This is a genomic window from Flavobacterium sp. KACC 22758 (genome assembly GCF_028736135.1).
Classification (GTDB): domain Bacteria; phylum Bacteroidota; class Bacteroidia; order Flavobacteriales; family Flavobacteriaceae; genus Flavobacterium; species Flavobacterium johnsoniae.
The window spans coordinates 2294917-2313853 of the sequence record NZ_CP117878.1 but is presented as its reverse complement, the minus strand read 5'-3'; the positions used below and the strand labels follow the sequence as shown (position 1 = coordinate 2313853).

Genomic DNA, 18937 nt, shown 5'->3' with positions numbered 1-18937 from the left:
AATTACAGTTTTTGGGTAATCTCTTTTTTGTATTTATTCAAAATCGATTTTGTCATTCCAAGATTTGCTTTTGTAGAATCTACAGCCAGGTAGATAAAATAATCACCATTGTCTGAAACGTCAAGAATATGAATTTGAGATGTAAGCGTAATCATGATATTGTCAATAGCCTGATCGGTTATTTTTAAAGCCTTAATAGCATTCATTTTTGCCTTAACTACTTCAAGGTTATAAGCCGAAGCTAGTTCCGGATCAAAATCACTTACAGTTGAAAGTGAAAAATACGACATTCCGCTTTGAATTTCTGCTACAGAAACTGCGATGAAACCTGGAATATTTTTTTTAAGGTCTTCTCCAAATTGTTTTAAAAAATCAGACATATGTTTTTAGTTTTATTTAGGGTTCTAGAATCCTTTTTCTCTTGGATTTTACACAAAATTATAGATCTCATTTTATTTAATTATCCGCAATGCGTACCTAAATTTATTTTTTTTCAGTAATTAACTATTCCTAAAAAATCAGATTAATTATTTGGGCCAAATCAGGAAATCCGGCATTTTTTTGAAGAATTAAGTACGATTTTGACAAATGTCAAGGTTTATAAAATTCGTTTGGAATAATTTTGCAATTAAAAAAAGTAAATTGATCAAATGAAAGAGCAGCAATACAAGTAATGGCGCCATTTTAAAAATTGATTTATAAGTTTTTAATACTATTAAAAACCGAAAACTTCCCTCTTTTTAGCGGGAAGTTTTTTCATTTTAAGAAATATCTTAATCTAAAGTTTTAGAAAAAAATATACGATTCATGCTTTACAATTGAGTCATACTCTCACAAACAAAATATCTTTTCTGCTTCAAAAAATACCTTATTCTGTTATAAAAATACCTTTTAGGGGCTAATTAACAGTTTCAACCAGACATATATTTACTAAACTATCAAACCAATTTAAAGTAATTATATGCAGTCTCAGGAATTACTCCAAAATTTACTAAGCCAAAAGTATCGAAAACCTATTGTAACTAAAGGTGATTATAAAACCCGTAAAAGTGCTGCTCTTTTAGACACAGACAATGGTACTCTTTTTAATGTTTCCGCAGATTTTCTATTTTATTTTAAAGACAAAAATGATAATGTCTGGCTGACCATTCCCAAAGAATTAATTATAAATGGTAAAATCTATTATCCAAAGCCTGGAGATTCATTTACCAGTCATGGCATAACTCATTACTTCACTACAAAAGAAACCGTAATAGAAATGGCATACAGCTATTTTAAACAATTCGAAAATTCTCATTACGGAATTGAAAGAGTAACAAACGGCATGTATTTTTTTGAAAACAGCGGCGATAAAACCGATAAATATTTTGTTGTTTTTCAAAAATTCAAATCCTGTATTCATCCGCAGATAGAAGCATATATATCCAGTAATTAATTAAAAACAACCACCATGGCATTACAAACAATAACCACCATTAAAGTAGGCGAAATCAGGATTACCAATTTCAATAAATTAAAAATTTTTCAAACCATCCATGATCATCATACTTTTTCATTTGAAGTACGACAGGATTTATTAGTAGACGAGTTTAAAAGTGTGATGCCTTTTTCCCAGAAACTGTACGGCGAGAAAATCAGCATCGAAATAAAACCTATAGACGGTCTGGAAGATCTTATGATTGGCGCAGACCTTAAACATTATACCATGCAGTTCTATGGTGTGGTAACCAAAGTAAAACTGCAGAAATCCAATGTAAAAAATATAGAAGAAACTATCGTAATAAAAGGAAAAAGCTCCACGATAGCACTGGAAAACGGTCCCGAATGCAATTCTTTTACCAATATGACCCTGAGCGATATTGTAACCAAAGTAAAATCAGGCTGTGATATTGATATGGATGTAAGACCATTTTATTTAGAAAACCTGCCTTATACGGTGCAGTATAACGAAAGTAATTTCTCTTTTCTAAACCGTCTGGCAAAAAGAAACGGACACTGGCTGTATTATAACGGACGCACAACTGTTTTTGGAAGCCCGGGCGGTGTGGGCGGACAGCCGCAATTAGTTTACGGGGTAAACATGCAGGATTTTGATTATTCCATAAAACTCCTGCCGGCAATATTCAAAGTAATAGAAAATGACAACCGCGACGGCAGTTACAGAACCGATGAAACCTTAAAATACAGAAGGGAAGCCGACGGTTTTCAGCAGAATTTTTTAAATAAGTCTAATGAGTTCTTTAATAAAGAAACCATAATACAGCTCAACCAGAATCCTGTTGGAGGATATGCACGACGATCCTCAGAAGAATATGCCAAAAACAAAATGCGCGAAATTCTAAGCCGTTTAACAGAAGTAAAAGCCTCCAGCGAAGTTCCGGGAATTACGATAGGAAACGAAGTCAGGATAGCAGGTGTCGACGTACAGCTGGAAAGCTCCTACCGCGTAACGCAGATAACCCACATTTGCGACGACGGAGGCGGGTATGAAAACTATTTTACAGCCGTAAACTTTAACGGTTCTGTATTTTCTCCCCAAACCGATCCTGATTTAGTGCCGTTCTGCAGAAGCCAGACCGCAGTTGTAACAGGCAATGCAGACCCGGACGGACTCAGCGGCATACAGGTGCAGATGCCGTGGCAGGAAGCCAAAGGCGAAACCACTCCTTATATTCCCTTCGTGCAGAAATACGGAGGCGATGCCAGAGGAAACCATACGCTGCCGGAAATTGGCGATACAGTTTTTGTAGATTTTCAGGGCAATAATGCCGAACTGCCTATTGCAATGGGAACCATAACCAGTAGAAAAGAAAAAAGCGGTTTCAGTACGCCTAATAATGATTTAAAGGTATTTAGAACCCGAAGCGGTAATAAGGCTATTCTTAATGATGAAACGGGTGATATTACCATTGAAAGCGAAAAAGGACAAGCTCTTGTTGTAGTATATGGTGATGGAAATATAAAACTAAAAGCACCTAAAAATATTGAACTGGAAGCTGGTGAAGATATTATTATAACAGCAGGAAAAAATATAAAAATTGATGGTGGCCAAAATATTTCTGAAACAGCGGGGGCCAATAAAACTTTAGGGGTCGGAGGAATAATGAATACAAAGGTTGACGGAGATAAAACACTTTATGTGGTTGGTGGATACCATGAACAAATTGACGGAGATTTTCATTCTCATACTGAAAAAGAAAGACAAGAAACAGCTTTAGAGGGTATTCAAAACAATACCGAGAAAGACATTCAAAAACATGCTAAAAATGATATCCAAAACAATAGTGGTGAAACCACTACCAATAATTAAATCATGAGGACAAGATTTGTAAAAGGTACGATCACAAAAACTACCGGTGGGAATTATAAGATGTATAGTAATGGTAATATTATTAATAATGCAGGTGGATTTATTAGGGAAACTGCAGATAATCAAATTACATACGGAAATCCTGAAGATGCGCCAAAGAAAAAACTAATAAATTCTGCATTACTTTATGAAACAGACGGACACTATAGTACAGTATATTTAGTATGTTTAATGCTGGGGATGAATGAAGAAAATGCTGAAGAATTAGCAATTGCTACTGAAGCGCCAGACACTACAATTCATAGTGAAATAGATTTTGAATTAAACGACACTTGGGCGGATCCAGATTATCAAGGTTCTGTGCATTCTTTAACAGGAGGCTTTCATGGAATTGAAGAATTTATGACGGCAGTAAAAATTCTATGGTTAAAAATTAATGATAAAAATCGGGAAGATTGTATTCGTCAACTTGGAGAATTATTGCATAGGTTTGGTGATACCTATGCGCATACAAAATTAGATAATATCAAACCGAGTAATTTAACTGCTTATAATTTGCATTTAGGGGATGAAAACTTACCGAAAGCAATTGCCAGCTGGAAAGGTCAAGGAGGAAAATCATTGGCTAAAGATGTAGAACCGTGGATTGTTAGAATTAACGAATTCACCAAAAAATATGGATATTCTTTTTTAACAAATGAAAATTATCAAAGAGAAGCTTTTAATGGAAAAACCTTAACCGAAGAATTTCAAGAAATCTATTTGCTTAAATCAACAGATAAATTTAAAATGTATGGCGGTGGATATTTTACAACAGAGCATCTAACTATAGATAGTGGTTATCCAGATATGATTTACATAAGACCTGACTGGTATTTAAACTATGTGAAGAATTTAGCATGGCTGCTTGCCCTAAAATTTAAATTAGATCTACAAAAATTTGACATAAGCGTTTTTGAAAGAATGACAAAATTTGCTGCAGAAAATAAATGTTCTTTAAAAGGAATAATTGATTATGAGATTGCTAAAAAAAGAGGAAAAAGAGAGTTTTTTATACCAGTTTTTTATTCTAGTCCTACAAGATTAGCAGCGTCAGGGGATTCTATTGCTTTTACAGATTATTTACAAAAAGCAAAAGAAGCTAAGGAATTTACAATTAAATATATGATGTACGAAGGAAACTATCCCATACCTTTTGATGGAGAAGAAATAACCAATTTATTAAATCTTAAATTCAGCATAAAAACTGAAAATTATTTTTACTATACTGACGCATATAAACTGAAATTTTAATGAAAAAAATAGCTTTAATTAGTTTTTTAATGTTTTTTGTACATTTTTTTATTCTGATTGTTCTTTTTACAAGATTAAACGCATACATTCCAAAACATTATGAAAGTAATGATAGAGGAATATTTACGTTAATTGCGTTCTATTTAACATTTTTGCTATATGCGCTGTCCGTTATTTTAGTTATAGTAGAAAAATTAATGAGAGTTAAATATAAATGGGGAATGTATTTTTTATTGTATTTGAATTGTTTGTCTGTATTTTGTATAAACGCGTTTTATCAATACCATTTATTTAATAATCCCAAATGTTTTGTAACATCTTCAATTGTTATTATTCTTATTTATTTATTATTTGAATTAATGGTTACTTTTTATGTGACAAAAATATTATATACAAAAAATAAATCTAATTAAAATTTTAATGAAAAAGCTTTTAATCTTTGGATTCTTAATATTCTTTATTCAATTCTTTTTATTTAGAGGATTATTTACCTCATTAGATTCTTACGCACCTGAGAATACTTCTGGGAATCCTATATTAATAGCTCTAGAGTTTATAGTTACCACAATTATTTGGTTAATTGTTTTTATAATGGTATTTGTAGAAAAAATCGTTGAAACAAGTCTAAAATATATATGCATCTTTATACTATATCTACATTGCATATTTCATTTTTGTTGTGATGCATTTTATGAATATAATTTATTTAATGATTCAAAATCATTTAGCATTTCATCAATTATAATTATCTTGATTTATTTTATTTTCGAATTGTTTTTGACTTTTTTTATAGTTAACAAGCTTTATCAATCAAAAGATCACGAATAAATTTCTAATGAAAAAAATAATAGTTAATGCTTTTTTAATGTTTTTGTGCATTTTTTATTCTAATTATTCTTTTTACAAGATTAAACATATACATATCAAAACATTATGAAAGCAGTGATAGAGGAATATTTACGTTAATTGCGTTCTACTTAACATTTTTGCTATATGTGCTGTCTGCTATTTTAGTTATAGTAGAAAAATTAATGAGAGTTAAATATAAATGGGGAATTTATTTTTTATTGTATTTGAATTGTTTGTCTGTATTTTATATAAATGCGTTTATCAATATCATTTATTTAATAATCCCAAATGTTTTGAAACATCTTCAATTGTTATTATTCTTATTTATTTATTATTTGAATTAGTTATTACTTTTTATATAGTTCATAGATTATATAGATATAAATATTGATTATCTTATTGAGATTACCTTGATTTAGAAAGCCTTCAAAAATTAAAAAACCAATACCTGCACTGGTCTGTAAAAGCCAATGAAATTGGGCTTGGCGGGCGCGAAAGCCAGGCACCTGCAAAAGAAGGGGCATTACACGAAAAATACCGCAAAAGAGAAATACACAATGGATAAAAAAACTATAAAACTTTTAATCTGCTTTTTAGCCACTATACAAATAACAAGCTGTCAAATGATAAAAGAAAAAACACCCGAATAGCATGCCGAAATGTGCCATCCTGAAAATAAATATAGAATAGATATAGTAAAAGACAACATTTTTACTCTGGAAGGCTTACAAGCAGGACTTCCTTATGGAGGATCTTCGGGTAATTGGGGAGATTCTGGAAAAATGTGGACAGAACAGCATGGCACACCCACTGGCGCAGATATTACTTATTATGCCGGTTACGATAATACTTTTTACAGACTGAAAATAGAACTCCCAGTAGAGAAAATGAAAGATCAGATAAAACGAAACTATGCTTTTAAAGAAATTAAAGGAAAAACAGTTAAAGAATATGTTTACGAAGGCGATTCAGATTTAAGTTATATTCAGGATACAGAAGCTCCATATAGATCTTACGATGCTTTTACAAGTCTTATTTTTGGCTTTGCGCCCAAAGGCATGGTGGTAGTCTGGGCCAACTATGGTTTAACGGTAATTGAAATTGGACGGTATCAAGCCGAAATAATTACAAATAAAGAGGAACTGCAAGATGCCAAAAATAAGTATTTAAAAATTTGGCGTTTTTCTCCGAAACGTTTTGATGATCTGGCAAAAGACTTTTTTGTACCAGATGCCAGCTGTGAGTTGTGGGATACTTATCGCATTCGTTATAACTGGAGACCCGTTTTTATATCTGAGAATCCGCAATTTAAAATCTTTGAAGTTGATACAGAATATTATAATGCCGAAAAAGACCAAATGCTGCGCCCGTGGCTCTTAGAAAATAAAATGAAAGAAAGAGCCTTGCCGCAAGTCATGCAGTTTTTCTGGGAAACTGGAAAAAATGAAAAATTTGAAGGAAGAATTTTTTTCAATCAAAAAGAATTATTTGAACGTTTTAAAAACATATCGGGCGATAATGAAATGCAGATAAAAATTGCAGAAGACAATAGAAGTATTGAAGTTTTTCTAAACAACCAGATTCTTAAGGTTGACAGTATACGCATATATCCTAACGATTATAAAGTATATAATGAGTCGTATAAATAATAGAATCAGCATTGTTAAAACATGGAGCAACAGGGATAAAAAAACTATAAAACTTTTAATCTGCTTTTTAGCCTCTATACAAATAACAAGCTGTCAAATGATAAAAGAAAAAACGCCTGAATGGTATGCCGAAATGTGCCATCCTGAAAATAAATATTCTGTGGATATGGTAAAAGATGAAATTTTTACTCTGGAAGGCATTCGTGCCGGTATGCCTTTTGGCAGCTCTTCGGGTAACTGGGGAGATTCTGGAAAAATGTGGACAGAACAACATGGTACACCTACAGGGGCAGATATTACTTATTATGCCGCTTACGATAATACTTTTTACAGACTGAAAATAGAGTTTCCTGTAGAAAAAATGAAAGATCTTGTAAAACGAAACTATGCTTTTAAAGAAATTAAAGGAAAAAATAGTTAAAGAATATGTTTATGAAGGCGATTCAGATTTAAGTTATATTCAGGACACAGAGGCTTCATACAGATCTTACGATGCTTTTACTAGTCTTATTTTTGGTTTTGCCCCAAAAGGCATGGTGGTGGTCTGGGCTAATTATGGTTTAACAGTAATTGAAATTGGACGGTATCAGGCACAGGTTATTACTGATCCTCAAGAACTGAGGCAGGCCAAAGAAATCCATTTAAGGACCTGGCGCTTTACTCCCGAATACTTTGACGAATTAGCTAAGAAAAAATACAATCCCAATGCCAGCTGTGAATTATGGGATACTTATCGCATTCGTTATAACTGGAGACCCGTTTTTATATCTGAGAACCCGCAATTTAAAATCTTTGAAGTTGATACAGAATATTATAATGCCGAAAAAGACCAAATGCTGCGCCCATGGCTCTTAGAAAATAAAATGAAAGAAAGAGCCTTGCCGCAAGTCATGCAGTTTTTCTGGGAAACTGGAAAAAATGAAAAATTTGAAGGAAGAATTTTTTTCAATCAAAAAGAATTATTTGAACGTTTTAAAAACATATCGGGCGATAATGAAATGCAGATAAAAATTGCAGAAGACAATAGAAGTATTGAAGTTTTTCTAAACAACCAGATTCTTATGGTTGATAGTGTACGCATATATCCTAACAATCGTAAAGTGTATAATGAGTCGTATAAATAATACATTCAGTATTATTTAATTTTTAAAAAACTTTTCATGTTGGCGCTGGCTTACCGCTCGTGAATACAAAGTTTGTGCAGCTGAATATCAATTTCGATTTCTTTGCGCATCAAAATAATATACAAAATCCACCATCTTTACATTTATAAAGATGATGGATTTAGAAATGCAGCACTACTCTACTCCACCGCCCAAAGCGCGGTACAAATTAATAGAGGCATTTAATTTTTCTAATTTTATTGTTACGACATCAAGATCGTTTTGCAAGGCACTATTTTGAGCGGCAATAATTTCAAGATAATTGGCCATACCGCTTTTGTATAAAAGTGAAGCATCTGAAGTTGCTTTTTCTAAAGATATTGCTTTTTCTTCTGCCAGCTTAATACGTTCATCTGCATATTTTAATCTCGACATGGCATCAGAAACTTCACCAACAGCGGTAATAAACGATTGTTTGAACTGAACCACAGCTTTTTCTTGTTCTAAAACCGCTACTTCATAAGCAGTTCGCAAGGCTTTTTTCCTAAAAATAGGCTGTGCCAGATTTGCCGCTATATTTTTTGTAACCGAACCCGGAAAATTGAACCAGGTATCGAACTCAAATGAATTAATTCCAATTGACGGACTTAAACTCAGCGTTGGATACATTGTCGCTTTTGCTAATCCGGTTTTGGCAGTCGCCGACATCACAGCATATTCGCTTGCTTTTACATCCGGTCTTCGGCTTAAAAGTGAAGCTGGAACTCCTGACGGCATTTCAAACGCAAATTCATCTACATTTAAATTACCTGAACGTTCGATCGTATTAGGATATTCGCCGCATAAAATCTGCAGCGCATTTTCCTGAACCGCAATATTGGCTTTTGCCAAAGGAACGAGTAATTCTGCCGTTTTTTTCTGAGCTTCGGTCTGGTTTACTGCCAATGAACTAATCGAACCTGAGTTGTACTGCAGTTTCATCATCTGCAGGGTATTATCGCTCAATTCGATATTTTTTTCAGCAATTTTAAGCTGTTCGTCTAAACCTAAAAGATTGTAGTATGACTGCGCCACCTGAACAATAATTCGGGTTTTTAAAGCCGAAAGGTTTTCTTTTTGGGCAAAATACGCTGCTTTTGCATCTCTTTTCTGCATTGCCGCTTTTCCCCAAATATCTACTTCCCACGACATACGAAGATTGGCGCTGTAATCGTCCATATAATCTTTGCTTGTAAACTGCGCGCTCAAAGATCCGTTTAATGAATTTTTAGACAAATACGAACGGCTCGCTGCGGCATCAAAATCTAATGTTGGCAGTAAAGACAGTTTGGCTTGTTTATAATTTAAATCCAGCTGTTCCATGCTTTTGACCGCGATAAGCACCTCGTTGTTTTTAACGAGGGCTTTTTCGATCAAATTAACTAAAAGCGGGTCTTTGTAATACGTTTTCCAGGAATGCAAAATAGTATCTCCTGTTACGGTTAATTCTTCTCGGTATTTATCAGGAGCGTTTAACTCGGTGCGGGAATATTTTTTTCCAACAACGCACGATGTTAAAATCATACCCGAAAATACCGTTATTCCAATTTTATATAGTATTCTCATTATTATTCTTTTACGGTTTGAACCACATTCTTCTTACCTGATACTTTTTCCTGCAGATACTGAAATACAATGAAAAGCAGCGGAATCACAAAAACTCCTAAAATAACCCCGCTCAACATTCCAATTGAGGCACTTACACTTATCGATCTGTTTCCTACTGCGGTTCCTCCCGAAGCAAACATCAATGGAATCATCCCTACAATAAAGGCCAGCGAAGTCATGATAATAGGACGTAATCTTGATTTTGCACCTTCAAGAGCCGCTTCGGTAATAGTTAATCCTGCGTTTCGTCTCTGCAGCGCAAACTCTACAATAAGAATCGCGTTTTTAGCCAGAAGTCCCACAAGCATAATTAATCCCACCTGAACGTAAATGTTATTATCTAAACCAACGGCTTTAATTCCCGCAAAAGCTCCTAAAATTCCGGTTGGAATAGAAAGCAATACTGCCAATGGCAATAAATAACTTTCGTATTGTGCCGCCAATAAGAAGAACACAAAAAGCAGACACAGTCCAAAAATGGCAATGGTTTGGTTTCCTCCCGCTTTTTCTTCCAAACTTAAACCTGTCCATTCGTAACTGTAATCAGACGGAAGTTTATCCAGAACTTTTTCCAAATTCCCCATAATTTGTCCATTACTATATCCCGGCAAAGCCATCGCTGTAATATTTACCGAATTATAAAGGTTGTAGCGATTTACAGATTCCGGCCCGTAAACTTTATGGAATTTTACAATCGATTTTACCGGAACCATCTGCATATCAGCATTTCTTACGAAAATCTCATTAAACGCATCCTGATCCATTCTAAAAATTCCGTCGGCTTTTACATTGACTCTGTAAAACTTACCAAATCTGGTAAAATCTGACGATTGATCTCCTGCAAAATAAGTCTGTATATTTCCTAAAAGATCCTTTACATTCACGCCCATTTGACGCGCTTTATCTTCATCAACTTCTAATTCTAACTGCGGATAATCGGCTCTAAAAGTTGTATAAGCATATTGAACTCCCGGCTGCTGCATAATCTGCCCAATTACTTTATCTGACATTGCTTTTAAAGTTTCCGGATTTCTTGCCATTCTGTCCTGCAAAACGATTTCGGCACCACTTGTTACGCCAAATCCTTCAACCGGAGGCATTCTGAATACCATGATCGAACCTTCTTTAATAGTCGACAATTTAGCTGTAACGCTATTCAAAATTTCGTCAATATCTTTAACTGCGCCTCTTTCTTTTTTAGGTTTTAATTTGATAAACCCTAATCCGTAAGCTGTACTGGCACTGTTGCTCAAAATATTAAATCCGGTAATACTTGTATTAACATCGATTGCTTTTTCTGTTTCTAATATTTTTTCCATTCTCTGAACCACTTCAGTCGTACGATCAAGCGCAGTTCCCGGAGGCATTGACAAACTGTACACCATGAATCCGTCATCTTCCAGCGGAACGAAACTTTTTGGAGTCGACATCATCATCCATACAGCAATTGCACTAATTCCTGTTACTAATCCTGCAGCAAGCCATTTTCTGCCAATAAGGAAACGAACGGCCTTGATGTATCTTCCGGTTAAGTTGTTGAAACCCGTATTAAAACCGATGAAAAAACGTTCTTTAAAAGTCGTTTTATGTTCGTTTTCTCCGTGTTCGCCATTATGAACATTCTTTAAAAGCAGGGCACACAATGCCGGAGTAAGCGTAAGTGCATTTACTGCCGAAATAATAATCGCAATAGCCAGCGTATAAGCAAACTGCTTGTAGAAAATACCCGATGATCCAGTCATGAAACCAATTGGAATAAATACAGCTGACATTACTAAAGTGATCGAAATAACCGCTCCCGTAATTTCTGCCATCGCACCGTGAGTGGCTTCTTTGGCTGTTAAACTGCTGTCTTCTTCCATTTTACTGTGTACGGCCTCGACGACCACAATGGCATCATCGACGACAATACCAATGGCTAATACGAGGGCAAAAAGCGTCAAAATATTAATGGTAAAACCAAAAACAAGCAGGAAGAAAAACGTACCTACAATGGCTACAGGAACGGCAATTGCCGGAATAATCGTCGAGCGAATGTCCTGCAGGAATATAAATACTACTATGAAAACCAGAATGAAAGCTTCTATTAAGGTTGATTTTACCTGTCCGGTAGCTTCGTCAAGTCTTTCTTTGGTACTCATTACATTGACGTATTTAATTCCCGGAGGAAAAGATTTTGATAATCTCTCTACCTCTTTGTTTACGCCAATTTCGATATCATTTGCATTAGAACCCGAAGTCTGTAAAATAGCCATTGTTACGGCATTTAATGAATTCGATTTGTTATCACCGCTGTATGAAATAGAACCAAACTCGACTCTGGCAACGTCTTTAAGTCGTAAAAGACTGCCGCCGTTATTTTTAACTACAATATTTTCATATTGTTCCGGTTTGTTTTTCTTCCCTTTATAACGAATTACATATTCTAATGCAGCTTTGGATTCTTCTCCCAGTTTTCCCGGCGCCGACTCTAAACTCTGTTCTGCAATGGCCTGCGTAACATCTGAAGGTACTAAACCTGCATTTGCCATTTTTCGCGGATCAAGCCATATACGCATCGAATAATCTTTCTGTCCGAAAATCTGAACCTGTCCTACTCCCGGAACACGTTTTAACTGCGGTACTAAATTGATGTTGGCATAATTCTGTAAAAACAACTCATCGTATTTATTGTTATCATCTGTATAAAGATTAAAAATAACAATCATACTGTTTTGCTGTTTCGAAGTGGTAAGTCCCATACGGACTACTTCCTGAGGCAGTTTTGGCGTTGCCTGCTGTACTCTGTTCTGTACGTTTACAGCAGCCTGATCAGGGTCGATTCCTTGTTTGAAAATCACGCTTATCGAAAACGATCCGTCGTTACTTGCAGTAGATTTAATATACTGCATATTCTCTACTCCGTTAATTTGTTCTTCGAGCGGCGTTACTACCGAGCGAATTACGGTTTCACTGTTACCCCCCGGATAAGAACCGCTCACCATTACAGTTGGAGGTGAAATATCTGGAAATCTTGTAACCGATAATCTGGTAAGACCAATGATACCCAATATCACCAAAACAATGGAGATAACGGTGGCCAGAACCGGCCTGTCTATTATATTTTTTAACATGGAAAATGTTATTTATATTAAAATCAAAAATTATTTGCTGCTTACCGCTTTTGCCGTTTTTGGCACTACTTCCATACTGTCGTAAAGAACATCAATTGAGTTTAAAGCAATTTTATCACCTTGTTTTAAACCCGATTTTACGAAATAATCTGTTCCGGAACTTCCGCCAATTTCAATAGGAACCATCGCAACTTTATTTCCCGGTTTTAAAACAAAAACAAAAAATTTGTCCTGAATGTCTTTTACGCTCGCCATTGGAACAGTAATAACAGATGATAAACTGTTGTTTAAAATTACTCTTGCAGAACCTCCGGCACGAAGCAGTTTTTTAGGATTTGGAAAAATGGCTTTTAAAGAAATTGTTCCCGTAGAACGGTCAATGTTTCCGCTGGCTACTTCCAGTTTTCCTTTCTGCTCGTATTCGCTGTCATCAGCCATAATAAGGCTTACGGTTTGGTTTGATTTAGGATCTTTTGAAAAAGCAAGATAATCGGCTTCTGTTAATGAGAAATACACAAAAACGGTATTAATGTCTGAAAGAACCGTTAGAGGCACTGCATCTGCCGGCGTAACCAAATTACCAATTCGGTTTGGAATTCGGCTGATATAACCGCTCACAGGCGCTTTGATCAGAGAGAAATCTGCATTTAATTGTGAAGATCCTAAAGCCGCTTTTGCCTGAGCAACCTGGGCAACGGCAGCTTCATAATTTGCCTGAGCTGTTTTTAACTGCATATCAGAAAAAACTTTTCCGTCAACAAGCGGTTTGATTTTTTCTACTTCAAGTTTAGCATTTGCCAGATTTGCCTGAGCACTTTTATAAGCTGCACGGCTGTTGTTTACCTGTTCTGCATAAACATCTCCTTTAATTTTAAAAAGAGACTGGCCTTTGTTTACGTAATCTCCTTCTTTTACATAAATCGCTTCAAGATATCCTGAAACCTGCGCTTTTATGTCAACGTTTACTGTACCTTCAACAGTTCCCGGATATTTTTTTTCTACTTCACCTGTAATCGATTCTGCCTGAAAAAAGTCTACTTCAGGTTTTGGGGCAGCTAAAGCTCCGGCATCGGCCCCGCTTTTACCACAAGATGAAAAACTGATGATAACCAATAAAACGGCTGCCTTACTGAGTGTTTTATAATTTTGGAAAAATTGTTTTGTCATTTTACTTCACTTTAATGAATTCGTCTAATTTGACGGCAAAATAACATCTCAAAACACCTTTAAAATGGGATAAATTTACCCAAACGTAATTTTTCGATACTGAAACGAATGGGAATGATAATGCAGCAAAGACACAAGGAGATAAAGTTAAATTTATTGAATAGCCTCCAGTTTTAACTGGAGGTATTTATTGGCGACAATACAAAAGGCTTTAGCCAAACTTGTCTTTTGGCTAAAGCCCTTGATAATGACTTTATTTTTCCTCCAGTTAAAACTGGAGGCAATTAAAAAAACTTTATTATTCTACTCTTAAAGCTTAGCAGCTTATTATCTTAGAACCTTAGAACCTCAGAAGCTAAACTACCGATCCATCCACTGTTTAAAAAAAGGTGCTTTTTCCCTGCTGATAATTACTTCGCGTTCAGGATCTGCTTTCAGCTGAATTTTTAGTTTTGCATTAAAATAATTGGCGATCGATTTTATGCTTTCGGCACGAATAAAAAACTGCCTGTTGGCACGAAAGAAAACATCAGGATCTAATTCCTGCTCCAGTTCTTCCATTGTCTGCGGAATCGGAATTACTATACCCGATTTGAGAACCAAATTTGAAGTTTTAAACTCCGAGTATATAAAATCAATATCGGTTACATTTACGCTTTTATAACCGTCGCGGTAGGTAACCAGAAATCGAAGCCGAAAAGTGGGTTTATTGATAAATCCCTTTAAAATTCCGGCAATGTAATTGTAAGAGTCGGTTTTAGATAAAGTTTTGAATTTCTGCAAAGCAAATTCTAGTTCGCTTTTATCAATAGGTTTCATCAAATAATCGATGCTGTTGACTTTAAAAGCCCGCACGGCATATTCGTCGTATGCTGTAGTGAATATAACGGGACTGGATATTTTTATTTCTTCGAAAATTGAAAAACTGATTCCGTCTGCCAGACGAATATCCATTGTAATTAAATCCGGTTTTTCGTTTGATTTAAGCCATTTTACAGCACCTTCGACTGTATCAATAATATCAAGAATCTCGCAATTGGGTTCTAATTCTTCTAACAGTCTTTTGAGCCGGCTGGCATTAATACTCTCATCTTCAATAATCAAAATTCTCATACTCTCTATATTAATGGTAAACGCACTCTAAAACTTTCTAACGATTGTGAAAAAACAGGTTTTTTGTTGAATAAAATTTTATATCTAAACTCAATGTTTTTACGTCCTACGCCTGTAGACACTAAAGTTTTGCCGGATGTAGGCTGTAAATTATTCTTTACGATTATATTTTTTTCTTCAGAATAAATCGAAATAATCAACGGACTTGATAAAGTTGCCATGTTGTGTTTTACGGCATTTTCGACCAATAACTGCAGTGACAAAGGGGGTAAATGCATATCAAGGCAGTCACTGTCTATTTCTAACTGTAATTGGATTTTTTCGCCTAAACGTTTCTTCAACAAATAAAAATAAGCATTTAAAAACTCTATTTCTTCTCTTACTGTGATAATATCCTTATCTAAGTTTGAAATCATGTAGCGGTAAACGCGGGTAATATTTTCTAAAAATGAAGCTGCTGCCTGCTGGTCTTCGTGAATTAATTCTGTTAAGGTGCTGAAATTATTGAATATAAAATGCGGATCAAGCTGCAGTTTTAAGGATTCTAACTGTGAACGTGTTACGGCTTCCTGAAGTTCTGAGGCTTTTATTTTAAGTTCGGCCGCTTCGTTTGATGTTAAGCGCCAGCGGTTAAGCAAAAATATTCCGGTATGTACAGAGCTGATAAACAATGATAGTATTGCGGCCATGATATTGGACTGCCAAATAATAAGCAGTTCATTTTCTTCTAAACAGGTTTCGGGATATAAGTAATTCCACAAGTGGGAGAAAATAAAGTTTAAAAGAATATTTCCGGCGATAAGGCAGATAAATTGAGCAATTGCCCTAAAAATGGGGTTGTGTTCCCAGCGTATTAATCTGTTTAAACTGCGTCCTACGAAAAGGCTTAATTCTGTCAAAACGCCGCAGTATACCAGAATAATAAAGATGTCAAATGACTTGTCGAATGATATTAAGGAATCTTGTTCGAAATTCTGGTTGGGATTTAAAAGATAGTATGATGACAAATACACCAAAAAAACCACTGGAATTACTATAATTCTATAGTATTTGTAGAAAAAATTCTTTCCTGTAATTTTATTTTGAATACTTGAACCCATTAACTTTTTTAAGAATTGATAATTTATTTTTTGTTATTTTAAACACATAGAAACATAGTTTCGAAATCTAAAAAAGGCTTTTCACCTGCATCAATAACATAGCTAAAAGCGTGCTTTCTTTTAAATTCTTTTTAACCAACAATAAAACTATGTTTCTATGTGTTTAATTTTTTATTACAACTATTTTATTTTTAAAAATTTACGATAGCTGCGGTTCTAAAACCTCCCATGTATTGCTGCTTTTTACCGCTTTTTGAGATTTTCTTTCTCTCATAACTCCCCATTTTAAGCAAGTTGCACCCCAAGAGAATCCGGCGCCAAAAGTAGTAATTAACAGGTTTTGACCTTCTTCGAAATCTGCTGCAAAATCCCATAAACATAACGGAATCGTAGCCGATGTTGTATTGCCGTATCGGTCAATATTTACTTTTACTTTCTCTGATCCAATATTTAAACTGTCGCTCACGGCATTGATAATTCTCAGGTTGGCCTGATGCGGAATTACCCAGTCAATTTCATCAGAATCTAAACCATTGCTCAATAGAACATCTCTTGAAACGCTCGACATTGCTGCAACTGCTTTTTTAAACACAAACGATCCGTCTTGTTTAATAAAATGCTTTTTGTGAACAATGCTCTGCATACTGGCCGGAAATTTAGAACCTCCCGCCGGAACGACTAAAGAAGCTGTACCGCTTCCGTCAGTTCGCAAAATGCTTTTCATTAGTCCGTATTCAGTTTCAGTTTTTTCCAAAAGCACCGCGCCTGCTCCGTCTCCAAAAAGAATGCAGGTATTGCGGTCTTCATAATCTACAATTGAGCTCATTTTATCAGCTCCCACTACAATAATCTTTTTATAGCGTCCGCTTTCGATCATTGTGGCACCCATTTCAAGTGCATACAAAAAACCGCTGCAGGCACCATTCATATCAAAGCCAAAAGCATTAGTAAGTCCGCTTAACTCGCAGATTTTACTTGCTGTTGGTGCCAAAAGATGATCTGGTGTTGCAGTTGCGAGTATAAGGGCATCGATTTCTGAAGGATCAACCTCGTAATTACTCATTAAATTTTCGATCGCTGCGCTGGCAAGGTCAGATGTGCCTTTGCCTACTGCAATTCGTCTTTCTTTTATTCCGGTTCTTTTTTCAATCCATTCTTCTGTAGTTTCAACAGTTTCTGAAATTGTTTTGTTATTAAGGATCGAAGTGGGTACAAAACCGCCGATAGCTGTAATCACTGCCTTCATTTTTGTTGTTTTTTTGTTATTTTATTTTTCTTTAAACAGAATAGAAAATTAGCTTTTTTCACCGTATTGGAGGGTCGGATTTTCAATAATTAACAAACAATTAATATAAAAAAGCATAAATTTCCAAAAAATCTTACCGCACAATCTTAAAGGTGTTTTTATTTTTTCCCTTAATTCTTCGGAATAGATAGTAACGGAATATCTAAACCTGCTGCCATGATTCTGGTTTTACTTTTATGAACCAATGAATCCCAAAAACCATATTTTTGAGGAACCATTACTAAAATATCGGCTTCAAAATTTTTGATTTCTTTTCTTATCTCATTGATTACCGCATTTGAACGTACGTTTTTGTAAATATATTTTACGTCTTCAAACTCTTTTTCAATCGAAGAATTCAGTAAAACTTTTCCCTGCTCCTCTTTAATTTCGTCCAGTTTTTCATCAACGCTGAAAAATTCAATTTCAGAACCTAAATTTCCAATCACGCGTCTAATCCAGGTAAATCTTTTTATAGAAGATAAACTCAGCGTATCACAGGCATACAAGATTTTTTTAGCATTTAGAAAACGTGCATTCTGCGGCACAGCCAAAACCGGAATATTCAGGTTTTTTATAACTGCTGTAGTCGAATTTCCCATTAAATCCTGTTCCAGAGAACGTTCTGCCATTCCCATAACCACTAGATTAGCATTCGTTTGTGTAATGATCGAAGGAAGTTCGTCTTCCAGAAAAGAATAACTGCAGATACTTTCTACCGAAATTTTAAACAAATCAGCGATTTCTGCTCCAAAAGTCTGAAGTCTCAGTGCAGCTTTATCCATTTGTTTCTGCATTGACTCGGCAGTAATTAAAGAATTAGCGCTGTGAACGCTCAAAGAAAATGAATTAAACAAAATAAGTTTAGCACCTGTTGCTTTAGCAAGTCCAGCGGCATAAGTAACAGCGTTGTTGGCAATTGAAGAAAAATTTGTGGCGGCGATTATAGTAAGTGGAGGAATCATAAATATATCTATTAAACATTTTAATTGTAAAAATGTCCAATTAATCTTTTCAGTTTATTTTAAAGTTACTGAATAATCATTTTTTAGGTCTCAACCGTAAAATTTAGCAGCCGAAAAATGACTGAATAAATCAAAAATATCAGATATTATCTTTTTCTTAGTTCTAGTTTGCATTTATCAATTCTTAAATAGGAATTAGACGTAATTTCATTGTATGCTGCTTAAACTTTCAAAAAAGGTTCATTCACACATCAAACCTAACTAATTAAAAATATTTATGGCTTATCTGCTAAAACGGGTATTTTTACTTATATTAATTTCCTGTTTTTTACTTATTTAAGTT

The 18937-nt window shown here is 34.8% G+C and carries 14 protein-coding genes; 6 read left to right on the top strand and 8 right to left on the bottom strand.

Annotated elements, in window-relative coordinates:
* Nucleotides 1-2 precede the first annotated feature (2 nt).
* Nucleotides 3-380, bottom strand: a complete 378-nt coding sequence (locus PQ462_RS09960; RefSeq protein WP_012025202.1) for a hypothetical protein — start codon at nt 378-380, stop codon at nt 3-5.
* 581 nt (nt 381-961) lie between these two features.
* On the opposite strand from PQ462_RS09960, the gene PQ462_RS09955 reads away from it, so the two are divergent.
* The 6 genes from PQ462_RS09955 to PQ462_RS09930 all read left to right on the top strand — a co-directional run bounded on the left by PQ462_RS09955 (nt 962) and on the right by PQ462_RS09930 (nt 8225).
* A complete protein-coding gene (locus tag PQ462_RS09955) occupies nt 962-1435 on the top strand; it encodes a hypothetical protein (RefSeq protein WP_274253336.1) in 474 nt (157 codons plus the stop codon).
* A 15-nt stretch (nt 1436-1450) separates the two neighbouring features.
* Nucleotides 1451-3310: a contractile injection system protein, VgrG/Pvc8 family gene (locus PQ462_RS09950; RefSeq protein ID WP_274253335.1), complete on the top strand. Its 1860-nt coding sequence runs from the start codon at nt 1451-1453 to the stop codon at nt 3308-3310.
* Nucleotides 3311-3313: 3 nt separating this feature from the next.
* The gene (locus tag PQ462_RS09945; protein ID WP_274253334.1) at nt 3314-4603 is read left to right on the top strand and encodes a hypothetical protein; all 1290 of its coding nucleotides are present in this window, start codon (nt 3314-3316) and stop codon (nt 4601-4603) included.
* 1508 nt (nt 4604-6111) lie between these two features.
* The gene (locus tag PQ462_RS09940) at nt 6112-7101 is read left to right on the top strand and encodes a DUF2931 family protein (RefSeq protein WP_274253333.1); all 990 of its coding nucleotides are present in this window, start codon (nt 6112-6114) and stop codon (nt 7099-7101) included.
* Between the two features lie 97 nt (nt 7102-7198).
* Nucleotides 7199-7522 (top strand): DUF2931 family protein, encoded by a 324-nt coding sequence (locus PQ462_RS09935; RefSeq protein WP_274253332.1) that lies wholly within the window; start codon nt 7199-7201, stop codon nt 7520-7522.
* On the top strand, nt 7488-8225 hold the full coding sequence (locus PQ462_RS09930) for a DUF2931 family protein (protein WP_274253331.1): 738 nt from the start codon (nt 7488-7490) through the stop codon (nt 8223-8225). The genes PQ462_RS09935 and PQ462_RS09930 overlap by 35 nt, the downstream gene beginning before the upstream one ends.
* A gap of 174 nt (nt 8226-8399) precedes the next feature.
* Here PQ462_RS09930 and PQ462_RS09925 read toward each other — a convergent pair whose 3' ends face one another.
* From PQ462_RS09925 to PQ462_RS09895, 7 genes are all read right to left on the bottom strand, one after another.
* Nucleotides 8400-9809: an efflux transporter outer membrane subunit gene (locus PQ462_RS09925; RefSeq protein WP_274253330.1), complete on the bottom strand. Its 1410-nt coding sequence runs from the start codon at nt 9807-9809 to the stop codon at nt 8400-8402.
* 2 nt (nt 9810-9811) lie between these two features.
* Nucleotides 9812-12964, bottom strand: coding sequence for an efflux RND transporter permease subunit (locus tag PQ462_RS09920; protein WP_274253329.1), 3153 nt, complete (start codon nt 12962-12964; stop codon nt 9812-9814).
* 30 nt (nt 12965-12994) lie between these two features.
* The gene (locus tag PQ462_RS09915; protein WP_149207557.1) at nt 12995-14131 is read right to left on the bottom strand and encodes an efflux RND transporter periplasmic adaptor subunit; all 1137 of its coding nucleotides are present in this window, start codon (nt 14129-14131) and stop codon (nt 12995-12997) included.
* 360 nt (nt 14132-14491) lie between these two features.
* The gene (locus PQ462_RS09910; protein ID WP_274253328.1) at nt 14492-15244 is read right to left on the bottom strand and encodes a LytR/AlgR family response regulator transcription factor; all 753 of its coding nucleotides are present in this window, start codon (nt 15242-15244) and stop codon (nt 14492-14494) included.
* A 5-nt stretch (nt 15245-15249) separates the two neighbouring features.
* Nucleotides 15250-16344 carry a sensor histidine kinase gene (locus PQ462_RS09905; protein WP_274253327.1) on the bottom strand — a complete coding sequence of 365 codons (1095 nt, stop codon included), beginning with the start codon at nt 16342-16344 and terminating at the stop codon, nt 15250-15252.
* A 199-nt stretch (nt 16345-16543) separates the two neighbouring features.
* Nucleotides 16544-17590 carry a beta-ketoacyl-ACP synthase III gene (locus tag PQ462_RS09900; protein WP_012025217.1) on the bottom strand — a complete coding sequence of 349 codons (1047 nt, stop codon included), beginning with the start codon at nt 17588-17590 and terminating at the stop codon, nt 16544-16546.
* Between the two features lie 170 nt (nt 17591-17760).
* Nucleotides 17761-18594, bottom strand: coding sequence for a universal stress protein (locus PQ462_RS09895; protein WP_274253326.1), 834 nt, complete (start codon nt 18592-18594; stop codon nt 17761-17763).
* Nucleotides 18595-18937 lie beyond the last annotated feature (343 nt).

Bases quoted from the DNA above. Each gene is read 5' to 3' on its own strand.
- PQ462_RS09960 (WP_012025202.1), bottom strand. From the start codon at position 380: ATGTCTGATTTTTTAAAACAATTTGGAGAAGACCTTAAAAAAAATATT.
- PQ462_RS09955 (WP_274253336.1), top strand. From the start codon at position 962: ATGCAGTCTCAGGAATTACTCCAAAATTTACTAAGCCAAAAGTATCGA.
- PQ462_RS09950 (WP_274253335.1), top strand. From the start codon at position 1,451: ATGGCATTACAAACAATAACCACCATTAAAGTAGGCGAAATCAGGATT.
- PQ462_RS09945 (WP_274253334.1), top strand. From the start codon at position 3,314: ATGAGGACAAGATTTGTAAAAGGTACGATCACAAAAACTACCGGTGGG.
- PQ462_RS09940 (WP_274253333.1), top strand. From the start codon at position 6,112: ATGTGCCATCCTGAAAATAAATATAGAATAGATATAGTAAAAGACAAC.
- PQ462_RS09935 (WP_274253332.1), top strand. From the start codon at position 7,199: ATGATAAAAGAAAAAACGCCTGAATGGTATGCCGAAATGTGCCATCCT.
- PQ462_RS09930 (WP_274253331.1), top strand. From the start codon at position 7,488: ATGCTTTTAAAGAAATTAAAGGAAAAAATAGTTAAAGAATATGTTTAT.
- PQ462_RS09925 (WP_274253330.1), bottom strand. From the start codon at position 9,809: ATGAGAATACTATATAAAATTGGAATAACGGTATTTTCGGGTATGATT.
- PQ462_RS09920 (WP_274253329.1), bottom strand. From the start codon at position 12,964: ATGTTAAAAAATATAATAGACAGGCCGGTTCTGGCCACCGTTATCTCC.
- PQ462_RS09915 (WP_149207557.1), bottom strand. From the start codon at position 14,131: ATGACAAAACAATTTTTCCAAAATTATAAAACACTCAGTAAGGCAGCC.
- PQ462_RS09910 (WP_274253328.1), bottom strand. From the start codon at position 15,244: ATGAGAATTTTGATTATTGAAGATGAGAGTATTAATGCCAGCCGGCTC.
- PQ462_RS09905 (WP_274253327.1), bottom strand. From the start codon at position 16,344: ATGGGTTCAAGTATTCAAAATAAAATTACAGGAAAGAATTTTTTCTAC.
- PQ462_RS09900 (WP_012025217.1), bottom strand. From the start codon at position 17,590: ATGAAGGCAGTGATTACAGCTATCGGCGGTTTTGTACCCACTTCGATC.
- PQ462_RS09895 (WP_274253326.1), bottom strand. From the start codon at position 18,594: ATGATTCCTCCACTTACTATAATCGCCGCCACAAATTTTTCTTCAATT.